The sequence below is a fragment of the Cohnella sp. LGH genome (genome assembly GCF_017671885.1).
Taxonomy (GTDB): domain Bacteria; phylum Bacillota; class Bacilli; order Paenibacillales; family Paenibacillaceae; genus Cohnella; species Cohnella phaseoli.
This window is the reverse complement of the sequence record NZ_CP072117.1, coordinates 8,074,399-8,088,469: the sequence shown is the minus strand read 5'-3', so window position 1 is coordinate 8,088,469 and position 14,071 is coordinate 8,074,399. Positions and strand designations below refer to the sequence as shown.

Here is a 14,071-nt window from a genome sequence, read left to right as displayed (position 1 = left end):
GGCCTTCGCTAATGCGGAGGTCTTTTTTTGTCCCCAATTGGAAAATAAGACCTCCGACCCTAACTTTACAGAGCCAAAATGCCGAAATAAAGGATATTATGTGTGTTCAACGGGAGGTAAATCTTTTGCGGCTTAAACGTACTCTATTCCTTACGTTAATTCTGGCACTGGTGATGCAATTGTGGGTAGCTGGGGCTTCTTTCGCGGCTCCGAGCGGTCCGGTGATGGTGTCGACGTATCCTGCGAGCTACGAATCGACCGTACCGGCCAATGCAAAATTGAAGATTAAGTTCGACGAAAATATTTATCGGGGCAGCGGCGGAACGGTCTCGATCAAAAATTCGAATACGAACGCGACTGTTGCGAGCTATGATATGGGAAATACTTCGCATAACAGCTATGTCAGGGTTGATCCTACGAGCGCGGACACGATGATCATCGAGCCGAACGGTTCTCTTGCCGCAGGTCAGAGCTATTATGTCGAGATTAGTTCAAATGCGTTTACGAATGCAACTGGAGCGGGTTTTGCGGGAATTAGCAACGCAACGACGTGGAATTTTGGCGTCATTGCCAGCGACACTACGCCACCTTATGCAAATACGGTTCCAGTGAATGGCGGAACTATGTCGGCAACAGGTGTGATCCAGCTAAATTTCAATGAGAAGGTGTTTGCGGCCAGCGGCAATATCCAGATCATTCGAACGGATACGAACGATACGCAGGTCATCTCGGTACTCTCCCCTGAAGTCACCGGTAGCGGCATAGTGGACGGCAACAGCCGAACGACGATCTCGATACAACCTTCGATTCGTCTCGTGTCGGGCAAGAGCTATAGAGTTATTGTACCCGCGGGGTCATTTGTTGATGTTGTAGGCAACTCTTTTGGAGGAGCGAATTGGACGCTTACGACAACCGCTTCTGTCTTGTCGCCGATCTCAACAACGCCTACAGACAATGCAACGAACGTAGCGATTGGCGCCTTTACGGCTCAAATGACGTTTGCAACACCTATGTTCACCGGAACGTCAGGGTACATCTATCTCAAGAAGGTTCAGACGAATGAGACTGTTAGCGCGCTTAATATGGCAAACGTTTCGGATCGCTCTCGGGTATCCGGCAACGGGACGACGGCCATCGGCATCGCTTTCCCTCAGCACCTGGTGGCGAGTACAGAGTATTACATTATGATGGATCCCGGTGTTCTGAAAGATGCAAGTGGGACGATCTATGAGGGTATCGTCGATGCGGTGAGCTGGAGCTTCACTACCCAGACAGGTGTCGATACCACAAGGCCGTTAGTGAACAAGTTCACTCCGGCCTCAGGCGGTACGGTTACCGCGCTTAATGGCACTTTGAGCATTGAGTTCAATGAAGTGGTTAAACCCGGAAGCGGCATGATTGTCCTCCGAAATGTGGCGAATCAAGCCGTCGTATGCTCCATACCGGTTACTCATGCCGCGGTAACAGGCGGGGGGACGAATACAATCTCCATTACACCGTCTGCCTATTCTTCGTGCGGATCGTTTGTGAAAAACACGACGTATGCCGTACAAATCGGCAGCCTGGCTATTACCGACCTGGCAGGCAATGCTTACGTTGGGATCGGAACTAACGACTTCACGACCTGGAGATTTAACGTGGCAACGGATACCGTTAAGCCTGATTTGGTCAGCACGTCGCCGGCTTCTGGAACCAACAGCGTGAAGCTGGACGCCATATTTACGATGACGTTCGATAAGCCTGTTCAGGTTAATTATGGAGTCAATGCTACTCTGTATCGGGTTGTATCCGGAACGACCCGGGATCCGATCCCGGCTACGCTGACAATGGATGGAACGGATTCCAAGAAGGTAGTCCTGACTCCGACTACCTCGCTGCAAGGGTCGTCCTCCTATATTGTCAGCATACCGGATAACGCGATTACCGATCTTGCAGGCAACGCTTTCCCTGGGATTCTTAACGATTATCGCTGGACCATCCAGACGATCGGCTCCGACAAGGCGGCTCCAATTATTCAAAGCTCAGCGATGGATGGCGGGGTTATCGTCTTGACCTACAATGAAGATTTGGATGCCGATGTCGTTCCTTATCCGGCTAACTACTATGTAACGGTTAACGACATTCCGAGACAAGTTAACGCGGTGGCAATTAGCGGGAAAACGGTACGACTGACGCTGCAGTCCGGCGTTTCGGTTGGACAGGTAGTTAAGGTTGCTTACACCCGTGACATCAATACGAACAAACAGCTTCAGGATCCTTCAGGCAACAAGGCGGCTGCGTTCACCAGTCGAGACGTGACGAATACGACCGATACGACGCTTCCGAGACCGGTAAGCGGGGTTCTGAACGGAGCAACGTTGACGCTCAATTTCAATAAGTCGCTCGCGGCCGTCAATAGCAATGCCAGATCCCAGTTCACGGTCAAGATTAACGGGGGTTCCTATGGAATAAACTCGATTGCTTCCAGTGGATCTACGGTCACTTTGACATTGTCGAGCAGTGTTAACAATACGCAGACAGCATCAGTCTCGTATGTTCAGGGTTCCTACCCATTGAGGGACACAAGCGGGAATGCCGTCGTCGGCTTCAACGATTTCTATATTCAGAATGTGAACGATACGGTGCCGCCTGTACTTAACGGTGCGACGGCGAGTGGGACGAAAATTACGCTTATCTATAACGAAGGTCTAAGCCCGTCTTCGATCCCGCAAAAATCGAATTTCTCGGTCATCATCGCGGGGAATGCCGCTACGATCTCTTCGGTGGCGATTGCGAACAATACGGTCGAACTGACGACAGCACAGTCGATCGCGACCAATGCAATCGTGTATGTATCCTATATTCCGACAAGCCAGGGGATTAAGGATCTGGCTGGCAATTTGGCTCCAGCTATCAACAGCTATCAGGTGACGGGAACGGCAGCGACAACGGCAACGTTGGCATCGGCAACGGTTTATCAGAACGAACTTACGTTGACCTACAGCGCTCCGCTAAGCCCGTCTTCGGTTCCTTATGCTTCGCAGTATTATTTGAAGGTGAATGGCGCGTTCGCCAGTATTACGAATGTGTATGTGAACGGCTTGCAGGTTAGATTGACGTTGGCCGTGCCGGTTTCACTCGGATCGACTGCCGCACTCAGCTACATGACGGCTGGAAATCCGTTGAAGGATTTGACGAACCAACAACAGGTTGCCGGCTTTACAGACACGCCGGTTACGGTTCAATCTTCGTCCACCGGGGGCGGTGGTGGAGGTGGCGGAACGATATCGAATCTTCCTGACTATCTGGAAGGGGACGGAAGCGGCGGCGTTCAGTTCTTGACCGCAAAAGCTTCAACGACTTCCCTTGGATCGACGCCATCTGGCAAAACAATGCCTCGCTACACGCTGGACGGATCGAAGTTCCTTAGCGCGTACGATTCGATTCGGACGAATAGCGGAGTAACGGTGCCGAGACTGACGTTCAAGGTGCCAGCGACGGAATTAGGGGCAATCGTAGCCATTCCGATCAACTCGATCATGGACGCGTCAGCCAGAGCCTCGAACACTTCGTTCCGGGTGGAGTACGGCGAGTATCAATTGGAACTGCCACTGTTGGCGGTAAATTACAGCAAGGAGATATACCTTGCCGGAGGAAATACGACTTCGTCCTACTTGCAGTTCATTATCGAGAAAGTGCCGGGAGCGCCGGTGCTGTCTACGCTGAATATCTTCGGAGCGCAGTCGGTCGCGACGCCTGCGGACTTCTCCGCAGGAATTTTGACCGGCTCGAATTACAGAGCGATCGATAATTACGAGCAATACGTGACGAGATCGTTCCTGCTTCCCGGCTTTACCGGCTCTGTGAACAATACGGCGGTTGTGCGCTTCGACCCTGAGGCCAATCAGACGACTTATGTGCCGACACAGTTCGACAGCGTCGGAGGGGCGACAAGAGCAAGCTTCAAGCGTAAAGGCAACAGCGTATATACGGTTGCGAGCAGAACTGCCTCCTTCACAGATATGACCAGTCACTGGTCGCGCAACGATGTCACGCTGTTGGCCTCAAAGTTTATTGTGACCGGGGAGTCCAACAAGCTATATGCACCTGGGAAAAATATTACTCGCGCAGACTTTGCGGAGTTTATCGCACGTGGAATCGGACTGGACGGCGATCGTAATTCGGCCACTCGTTTCTCCGATATCACGGTCACGAACGGTTCGGCAGCGTTCATCGGTGCGGTCAGCAAAGCTGAGATCGTTGAGGGCGGAACGGACGGCAAATTCCGTCCGAATGCGGCGATTACACGCGAGGAAATGGCGACGATGCTCGTTCGGGCGATGAATTATGTCGGTGTTCAGACACCTGCTTCCAGTACGGCGCTAAATAGCTTCAAGGATCGTACCAAGGTCAGCGGTTGGGCGAAAAAAGGCATGGAAATTTGCGTAACCGCAGGCTTCATCCAAGGAACGAATGCGAAATTAATCAACCCGCAAAGCAATGCGACCCGGGCCGAGGCCGCGATTATGCTCAAGCGGTTCCTGGAATACGTAGAGTTTCTGTGATGAACCACGCCGAACTGATGAAGAGGGGGTTGCAGCGGCCCGGAACAACCCTTCGCTATCCTTTCGATCCCGACCTGCCCGTGCTGTTCGTCGGCAGCAAAATGTTTGCGTTGCTTGGCCATACGGGCGAGGTGGAGAGCATCAATTTGAAGGCGGACCCCGAGGAAGCGTGGCTGCTGCGTCAGCAGTATGAAGGAGCCGTGCTGCCGGGATACCATATGAACAAGAAGCATTGGAATACGGTTGTCTTGAACGGTATAGTTCCGGACGACGAGGTGCTTGCAATGCTGGAGCAATCCTATCTACTTGTACGGGACAAGCTTCCTAAGCGGGAGAGAGATGAGCTGCAATAAAAGTTTGAACCGCAGATAAGCGACTCTTATGGCGAAGTGCGAGAGTTTTCCTATTCATAGGTTCAACCTATATAACGTAGTAATAGTGGAAGATTAGGTAAAAGGGCGGCGAGCGATCGTCGTCTTTTTTCTATTAAATTTTGCGAAGTCGATCGTCGACTGTAACTTTTGCTCTATTTTAGAGTCTAATAGATTAGGGATAATGGGAAGTTGCCCGGCTATGGCCGCTACTACCGTCGTAGAGGAACTTCTCCCTAAATTCATAGACTTACAGGAGAACAGAAGTACATGCGATTATTCACTTCAAATGCTCGACAGAAGCGTTCCCGTTTTGTGTTGCCTTTTCTCGCAGGAGTGTTGGTGTTTACAGGTCCCGTCAGCTCGGGATTTCTCCCCGTTCCTTATGCCGTCGCCGCGACTCAGAAGACAGCGGTCACCTATAAGCTTTCCAAGCAAAGCGAATCGATCGTGACTTCCGGCGTTCGCCAACTGACCTATGCCTGGATTCCGTCCGACTCTTCGATTCCGACCGAGGTTTTGCACGTTCTACAGGTGGATCTCCAAAATCCTTACGTCCAGCTCAATGCTATGGGAGGACCGAAAGGAAGCGTCACCGCTAAGCAATCAGTTGGCGCGATGACCAGGGAGACGGGGGCGGTTGCCGGCATTAACGGCGACGTGTTCCGTACGGCAAGCGGCACGGAAGGCGTGCCGATGGGGGCGCAGATCACTTCAGGACAATTGCTTGCCAGCACCGAGCAGTTGCAGGGAATGTATGCGTTCGGCGTAACTCAGGATCGTCGTCCTGTTATCGACAACTTTGTGTTTAGCGGTACGGTCACAGCGACGGACAAGGGGGTGTCGTATCCTCTGGCGGGGCTGAACAAGTCAGCCTATCGCACGGAGCCGGACAAAGCCTACAGTCACGTTAACGCTCTGTACATGTATACGAATGCATGGACAGCGGCTGAGCGGCCTGCGAACAGTTCGGCTACCCCGAATGAGGCGCTTATCGTCGATGGTATCGTAACGGAGGTTGTAGAGGGGGCGGCGATTTCAACTCCGATCCCCGAGAACGGCTTCATTCTTCGAGGGCACAATAGAAGGGAATCCGGCAATTTCGTCGCAAGTCTGGCAGTCGGAGACCGTGTTGCTGCAGACTATTCATTAACAACAGCCTCGGGCAAAACGTACAATCCGTCCGACTTCCAGATGATGGTGAGCGGACATACGCTGCTAATGGATCAAGGGGCGCCCGTCTCTTTCACGCGGGATGTCAACGGACTAAGCGGGTATGCGGATCGTGCGCGCACGGCCGTCGGCTTTTCCAAGGACGGCTCCACTGCCTATATGCTCACCGTCGAGGAGAATGGTGGCCGCAAAGGCGTCACGCTGAAGGAATTGCAGCAGATGCTGAAGGAATTGGGCGTCTGGAAGGCTGTCAATCTGGACGGGGGCGGGTCGACGACGATGGTGACTCGTCCGTTGGGAGATTTTCAGACGCAGCTTACGCATCCGACCTCTTATGGGACGACGCAGCGTCTGGTCACGAACGGGATCGGCGTCTATACGACGGCTCCGCAAGGCTCATTGAAGGGCATTGCGGCCAGCGGTCCGCAAACGGTGTTCATCGGCCAACAGGCAGCTTACTCGCTGAAGGCTTATGACACGCACTACAATCCGCTCGATCCGAACGGCTTGACCGCAACATGGAGTATCGATAAACAGTTGGGTTCGTTCTCGAACGGGACATTCCAGGCGGCGAAAGCCGGCACGGCCACGGTCAGCGTAAAATCGGGCAGCGCCAGCGACTCGCTTAAACTGGAGATTGTCGGCGAGGCGCAGATTGCCAAGCTGATCGTCGAACCAAGCTCGACGCTGCTGAAGCCGGGATCTGTGATCAATGTACCGGTCAAAGCGCAGCTGACGGATGGACGATTGATGTCCGTACCGGCATCGTCGGTGTCTTGGGAGTTCCGCGGCTTTACGGCAACGGTGCAGGACGGCAAGCTGACGGTGAACAAGGTGCAGAACGACGCAGCCGCAGGCTATGCGATTGCCCGCTATGACGGCTATGGAGCAGTTGCGGTGCTCGCTTCGGGTTCGGAGCAGGTGCTGGAGGATTTCGAGAAAGCCGCGTACGGAGTAAGCTTCGCCGGCACGCCTGTCGAGACGATGGGGTCGGCGGCGATCGTCACGGGAATTGCCGGGCGCGAGCTGTCGAAGGTTCTGGCGATGGATTACGATTTTACGGTCGGAGCCGGCAAAAGGTATGCGAACGCCGTTCTGAACGACGGCAAAGGCATCGCGATCAAGGGTTCGCCAAGCGCTATGTCGCTTGATGTGATGGGTGATGGAGGCATGCACTGGCTGCGGGCCGAGTTTATCAACGGAGACGGCAAACCGGCTTATGCTACAATTGCCGATAAAGTCGATTGGACCGGCTGGAAGAACATTCGCTTCGATCTCGCTCAAGCCGGGCTGAAGGGCGAAGCCAAGCTGACTAAGCTGTATCTCGTTAATCAGGAGAATGATCAGGACGAGCGTTCGATGCTGGGCCAGATCGCTTTTGACAACTTGGTGCTTCAGTATCCACCGGGAAAGATCGCAGTTACTAATCCGACGATCGAAATGAAGGTTGGGAACAAGCAAGCAACGGTTGACGGTGCCAAGGTCACTCTTCCGGGAGCGCCTTTCATCCAAAAAGGCACGAACACGAACTATTTGCCGCTTCGCTTTGTCGGGGATACGCTTGGGGCGCAGGTCGTCTGGGACAATAAAACGAAGCGAGTCACGGTGCTGCGCGGCGATAAAATGCTGGAGCTGTGGGTCGGCAAGGACACGATGACCGCGAACGGAATTCGTCAGCCCGTGCCGGCGGCTCCTCAGCTGATCAAGGGCAGCGTCTACGTTCCGGTTCGTCTCATATCCGAGCAGCTCGGTCAAAAAGTAGATTGGGAGAATAAAACTCAAACGATTACAATTCGTTAATTTTAGACCGAAGGACCTATTCCTCTCTCAATAAAACGCTGAAATATGGTATGATAAACAATGCTATATGAGTTAAGTAATAAAACGGAAAAGGTTTTCGACTTGTTATAGCAAAATGTGATCGACTGCAAGCTGTGATAGAGGAAGATTGTAGACGGCGTCTCGAGTAGGGGAGTAGTTAACGTGGATTATCATGTTGATCAGATAGACCGCGTCATCCAGAAGGCCATTTCCGTCATGGAAGACAGCAAGGTTCAAGTGTTCGAAATCTGCGAGGCTGCCCGCCGGGAGCTGCTCTCCCTCACGAATGAGCTGGAGACCGTCCTGCAGGAGACGTCGGACACAATAGATAAGGTAGATCGCATCGAACGGGACTACCGGCTGGCGAGAATCCGGCTCACGGAAGTGAGCCGGGATTTCGTCAGGTATTCCGAGCAGGATATCAAATTGGCGTACGAGAAGGCAACTCAGCTACAGCTTGATTTGATGGTGTACCGCGAAAAGGAAAGCTATCTGAAAGCTCGTAGAGACGAGCTGCAGATGAGGGTAAGGGGAGTAGAACAGTCCATCGAACGAGCGGACACGATCAGTCTGCAGATGAGTGTTGTACTTGATTACTTGTCGGGCGATCTGACGCAGGTTACGAGGATATTGGAATCGGCGAAAAATCGTCAGATGATCGGTCTCAAGATCATTCTGGCCCAGGAAGATGAGCGCAAGCGAGTAGCCAGGGAAATTCACGACGGACCGGCGCAGTCGCTGGCCAATCTCGTTCTGAGAACGGAGATTGCCGAACGGCTGCTGGATACGGGCGATCTTACGGTCGTACGCAGCGAGCTAATCGACCTGAAGTCGCAAATCCGGATCGGGCTGGAGGAGATTCGCAAAATTATTTTCAACCTTCGTCCGATGGCCTTGGATGATCTCGGTCTGGTGCCGACGCTCCGGAAGTTCGTGCAGGACTTCGAGGAGAAGACGAGAATTAGATCCGTATTCGAGACTTCGGGCAAGGAGAAGCGGCTGCCCGACGCGATGGAAGCGGCTATGTTCCGGCTCGTGCAGGAAGCCTTCAACAATGTGCTGAAGCACGCGCAGTCGACCTTCGTCTCGCTTGAGCTGATCTTTCTGGACGATACGGTTCGGATGTTTATCGAGGATAATGGAATTGGTTTTAATCGGGAAGCCGTGGCTGTTCGTTCTAAGTCGCATTCCCATTTCGGCTTGATTGGAATGAATGAGCGAGTGGATCTGCTGCAAGGCAAGATAGAGATCGATTCAACAGTTGGTCAAGGTACGGTAATCAAGATCAATGTTCCCATCAAAGCGGATTCAGGAAAGGAGTTAATCGCGTATGGAGAATAAGACAACGGTACGTACGATTAAAGTACTGCTAGCCGACGATCATCAGCTCTTCCGCGAAGGACTGAAGCGGATTCTGAACATGGAGAGCGATCTGGAGGTTATAGGAGAGTGCGGCGACGGAATCCAGGTGCTGGAATTCTGTAACCAGGCCAAGCCGGACGTCGTGCTGCTCGACATTAATATGCCGATTGAGAACGGCGTGGTGGCAACGGAGAAGCTGCGCGATATTTTTCCGGAGATCAAGGTGATCATTCTCTCGATTCATGACGACGAAAGCTACGTGTTCGAGACTCTGCGCAAGGGCGCGTCGGGGTATCTGCTTAAGGACATGGAGGCCGAGTCGCTGGTGAATGCGATCCGAACGGTCGCTGAAGGACATGCATACATACATCCGAAAGTAACGGGCAAGCTGATCAATCAGCTCCGTCGCATGACTTATCTTGACGAGATCGGCGCCGCTTCGGGCGCTGCGGCCAGCCGGGAGACGGTGGCCAAGCTTGTTCCTCGCGGAAACAATCCGCTTACTCGCCGCGAGGCTGAGGTGCTTCGGTTGATGGCCGAGGGCAAGAGCAACAAGACGATCGGAGAGAACCTGTTTATTAGCGAGAAAACGGTCAAAAACCACGTCAGCAGCATTTTGCAGAAGATGGAAGTGGACGATCGGACTCAAGCGGTTATCAACTCGATCAAGTATGGTTGGGTGACTTTGTAGGGAATAGCAATCGCGGTTTTCGGGCTTGGGCCTGAGGATCGCGATTTTTTATTTGTGAGGCGGGATGGCGGATGGGATAAGGAGCCTCGGAACCCCGCAACGTAAGATGGCATATATTGTGGAACGAGTAGACGGTCGGTGAACGGGGAGGAAAAGTCCGGTTCGGGTCAGCCGTCGCTCATCTTCATGGCAAAGGAGGAGCACAGCCATGCTTCCCGAGCTGTTGTGGATTGTCGGTTTGTACGTTGCGGCTGCGTTGCTGGTGAGCGCCATCGTTCGTCGAAGCTCCCGCAAAGGGCGTCGCCACTATGTGCTGGTCGCGGGGAATCATCAGATGCAGATTGAGGGATATATTCGGACTCTTCAGCATTTTTCGAGAAGGACGGGAACGGAGATCGGCATAACGGTCCTGCTGGACCGTTCGACGGACGAGACAGGGCCGATCTTGGAGCGTATGGCTCGCCGGGATTCGGGGATCGCGTGGGTGCGGCGGAACGGATCGGACGATGTCAGGCAGGAATATGAAAAGGTTTGCGAACGGACGGAGGCAATGTTGGAGTCATCGGCTGCGGATTCGCGCGTAGTTTGGTTGGAGCTGGGGCAGGATGGGAAGCGTTTGAATATCTGAATAGAAGCGAGAAAAGAGTGGGAAAAGGAATGCGGCAGTAGGAGAAACAGTGAATAAAATGAATGAGGCAGAAAGAGAAGTGAGAAATACGATTGTAGAGGAAATAATGAGTAAGATGAATCGCACAGAAAGAGAAACAGTGAGATAAAGGAATACGACAAGAGCAGAGAAAATGGATTGATTCGTCATTTAATAAATGTTACGATGATGGAAAGCAAGCACGGTCGTGAAGAACACGCCGCTCTTTCTCCTGATGAATTCAGGGGGATGGGCGGCTTTTGTATTTTGCGGCGAAATCGGCGAGATGAAGGGAGAAGCAAAAAAATGGGCGCAGATACAATAGATCATGATCGACTGTACAAGGAGCTATTGCAAACCTTTTTCAAGGAGTTTATGGATCTGTTCTTTCCAAAAGTTTCGGCAGCAATCGATTATACGCATTTGAAGTTTTTATCGGAAGAAGTGTTTTCCGGTCTCGTTGGCGGGACGACGGAACGGGTGGATTTAGTGGTGGAGACGAAGTTGTTGGAGGACGGAGAGGAGCGGGAGGTCGGTCAGGTGCATAAAAACAAACCGAATATACGGAGCAAGTTGAACAAAACATTGATCATTATCCACTTGGAACCGCAGTCTTATCATGAGTCCGATTTTCCGGAGCGGATGTTTTTGTATTCAAGCAAGCTGTATGAGAAATATCGTCGACCTATTCTGCCGATTGCAATCTTCAGTCATGCGCGTCGGGCGGAGGAACCGATAACGTTTGGTTGGGGGTTTCCGTTTCTGCAGGTAGTATGGTTTCGGTATTATGTGGTGCAGTTGCGCAAGAAAAACTGGCGTCAGTTTGTGCGGAAGAACAATCCGGTGGCTGCTGCATTGCTGAGCAGCATGGGATATAATAAGAAGGAACGCGTAACCGTAAAATTAGAATTTCTACGGATGATGATACGTCTTCGGTTGGACCCGGCGAGAATGAAGTTGCTGACGATATTTTTCGAAACGTATATGCCATTAACGGAAACGGAGAATGAGCAGTTGGTGAAGAAAATAGAGCAAACAGAACTGAAGGAGGAGGCTATGGTTATGGAATGGTTAACTTCCTGGGAGAAGAAGGGCTTGGAGCAGGGCAGGCAAGAAAGTAAGGAAGAAATCGCCACTAAAATGCTGGCGAAGGGGCTTGATCCGGCTATAGTGGAAGAATTGACTGGGCTGCCTGCAGGGCGGATTCGTGAGCTTAGTCTGCGACCTGAAGTCGACAAAGTAACGTGATGTCGGGTGGAGCGGGGAGACTACGGGTAATAAATAGGCTTGCAGCAAGGTGAAGCACACCTCGAATCGCCGTATAGGCGTAGGTGTGTTTTTTGTTGTTCTTGAAAGATTTGGTGCAGGCGAGGGGGTGTGGAGCGAATGAGAGTTGTCGTATATGCGGTGCGGCTGAATAGCGAGCGTAAAGTGATATTCTCGATCGACTGGGAGACGGATCGCCAGTATTGGAGCGGAAGAGCGGATGAAGTCGTTCGCCTTCGTGAAGGGCTTCCTCTGGGAGAGGCGGAGCAGTTGTGCCGCTTGTTGAAGGCAGAGTGGGAGGGAGCGGCCAAGGCGGATAGACACGCTGAGCGAACGACGGGTTTGCACGGCGGGAAGGAAGCTTCCGCGAAAGGTTCAGTAGAAGGGCGAGATAGGGACGGCAGCTGGGCGGATCGGTTGGGGAATGCGGCGAGATCCGCCGGATACAGTGGAGAGATAGAGAGGGTTGCGCTGAAGGAAGGGGCGGATTCGCGCCTGAACGAAGCGGCGGAGTTAGCGGCCGAGCGCATGGCCGGCCGCTCGCTGCTCCGCGAGGAAGCGCAGCAGCTATTGGACGCCGCGCCGGTAGGCAGCGCGGGCGTCAAGCCGCTTGCTGCGCTGCAGCTCGCGGCGCTGTTGGGGGCCGTGCAGCTTACGGCTGCCGTGGCCCCCGATGATGTTGCAGCCCCCGCTGCGGCGGGGCTGCCTGGTTGGGCCGAGCGGGCGCTGCGCCGCGCTCGGCTGTTGTGGGGGCGCGGACGGCGTCGCGCCCCGGAATTGCGCTGCCGGCGTTGCAGCAGCGCTAGGCTGCGGCGCACGGAGTGCGCCGCATGCGGGAGGCAAGCCTGCGCGTATTGCGAGGCATGCCTGACGATGGGGCGCAGCCGCGAATGCGAGCTGCTCATTATCGGCGCGCCGATCTCAGGCTCGGCGGGCACCGAATCCACATCCCCGATGCCCATATCGGCCGCAAAGTCGACGTCTCATGGGGCCGCCACTTCGACGCCCGAAATAGCCGTCAAACCGGCTGTAAATTCCAAAAGCGCGGCCGAAGCCGGAGAAGTTCGACGCTACCTCGCCCAGCGCTGGGGGCTCAGCCCTGCACAAAGCGACGCTGCGGCAGAAGCGCTCGCTTTTCTGGAAGACCCGTCGGCTTCCCGGGGGCGTTCGTTTCTGCTTTGGGCCGTGACGGGAGCGGGAAAGACCGAGATGATTTTCCCGCTGCTGGATTCGGTTCTGGAGAGAGGGGGGCGAGCATTAGTGGCGACGCCAAGAAGGGATGTCGTGCTGGAGTTGGCGCCGAGGCTGGCTAAAGCGTTCCCTGATCGCAGATTTGCTGTTTTGTATGGAGGGAGTCCGGATCGGTGGCGGGAAGGAGAGCTGACTTTGGCGACGACCCATCAGTTACTTCGTTTTCAAGGGGCGTTTGATCTCGTGCTGATTGACGAGTTGGATGCTTTTCCGTACCACAACGATCCGATGCTTCATTACGCTGCGGGTAAATGCGGCAAACCAGAGGGGCGCACGGTATATCTTAGCGCAACGCCTCCAGTTGCGATGCAGCGTGATGTTTCGCGTGGGAAACTGAGCTATGCGAGAGTTCCGGTTCGGTACCATCGTTATCCTTTGCCTGTACCCGGTAGATTAAAGCTGCCTTCTATCCGCTTCATGCTAGGTAAGCAGACAATACCTAATAAGCTGCTGAGCCCAATACGTCGATCCGTCGCCCGAGGAGCGCAAGTATTTCTGTTCGTGCCATACGTGAAACAAGTGGAACCGATGGTTCGCTTGCTCCGTCAGGGTGCGAAGAGTCTTGGACTGACTGCTTCGGCGATCTCGGGCACGTCTTCTCAAGACGAGGAGCGGGGCGACAAAGTTGTCGCTTTTCGGGATAGCTCCGTACAGCTTCTTGTGACAACGACGATTTTGGAGCGTGGCGTTACGATCCCGCGTAGCGACGTTTTTGTCATTGACGCCCATAACTCGCTGTTCGATGCGTCTTCGCTCGTCCAGATGGCGGGCAGGGCGGGGCGCTCGGGGGATGATCCATTCGGATTCGTCTACTACGGCGCTCCGGAGTGGACAAGCTCTCAGCGAAGCTCGGTAAGACAGATACAGAAAATGAATACCGCTGCAAAACGCAGAGGGTACTTAAAAGAAAAGTGAGTATCGCAGCAGGCGACCCAGTCGGCAAAGC

General features: G+C 53.6%; 8 protein-coding genes. All 8 read left to right on the top strand.

Annotation, left to right across the window (positions count from 1 at the left end; genetic code table 11):
- Positions 1–125: 125 nt before the first annotated feature.
- Positions 126–4,544 carry an Ig-like domain-containing protein gene (locus J4772_RS33340; protein ID WP_209073163.1) on the top strand — a complete coding sequence of 1,473 codons (4,419 nt, stop codon included), beginning with the start codon at positions 126–128 and terminating at the stop codon, positions 4,542–4,544.
- On the top strand, positions 4,544–4,897 hold the full coding sequence (locus tag J4772_RS33335) for an MmcQ/YjbR family DNA-binding protein (protein WP_209073162.1): 354 nt from the start codon (positions 4,544–4,546) through the stop codon (positions 4,895–4,897). Before J4772_RS33340 ends, J4772_RS33335 begins: the two co-directional genes overlap by 1 nt.
- A gap of 288 nt (positions 4,898–5,185) precedes the next feature.
- Positions 5,186–7,888, top strand: coding sequence for a phosphodiester glycosidase family protein (locus J4772_RS33330; protein ID WP_209073161.1), 2,703 nt, complete (start codon positions 5,186–5,188; stop codon positions 7,886–7,888).
- 183 nt (positions 7,889–8,071) lie between these two features.
- A complete protein-coding gene (locus tag J4772_RS33325) occupies positions 8,072–9,250 on the top strand; it encodes a sensor histidine kinase (protein ID WP_116060644.1) in 1,179 nt (392 codons plus the stop codon).
- The gene (locus tag J4772_RS33320) at positions 9,240–9,962 is read left to right on the top strand and encodes a response regulator (protein WP_116060643.1); all 723 of its coding nucleotides are present in this window, start codon (positions 9,240–9,242) and stop codon (positions 9,960–9,962) included. The genes J4772_RS33325 and J4772_RS33320 overlap by 11 nt, the downstream gene beginning before the upstream one ends.
- Positions 9,963–10,170: 208 nt before the next feature.
- Positions 10,171–10,590 (top strand): hypothetical protein, encoded by a 420-nt coding sequence (locus J4772_RS33315; protein WP_209073160.1) that lies wholly within the window; start codon positions 10,171–10,173, stop codon positions 10,588–10,590.
- Between the two features lie 324 nt (positions 10,591–10,914).
- A complete protein-coding gene (locus tag J4772_RS33310; RefSeq protein WP_209073159.1) occupies positions 10,915–11,856 on the top strand; it encodes an RpnC/YadD family protein in 942 nt (313 codons plus the stop codon).
- Positions 11,857–11,994: 138 nt separating this feature from the next.
- Complete coding sequence (locus J4772_RS33305; protein ID WP_209073158.1) at positions 11,995–14,040, top strand: helicase-related protein; 2,046 nt, start codon at positions 11,995–11,997, stop codon at positions 14,038–14,040.
- Positions 14,041–14,071 lie beyond the last annotated feature (31 nt).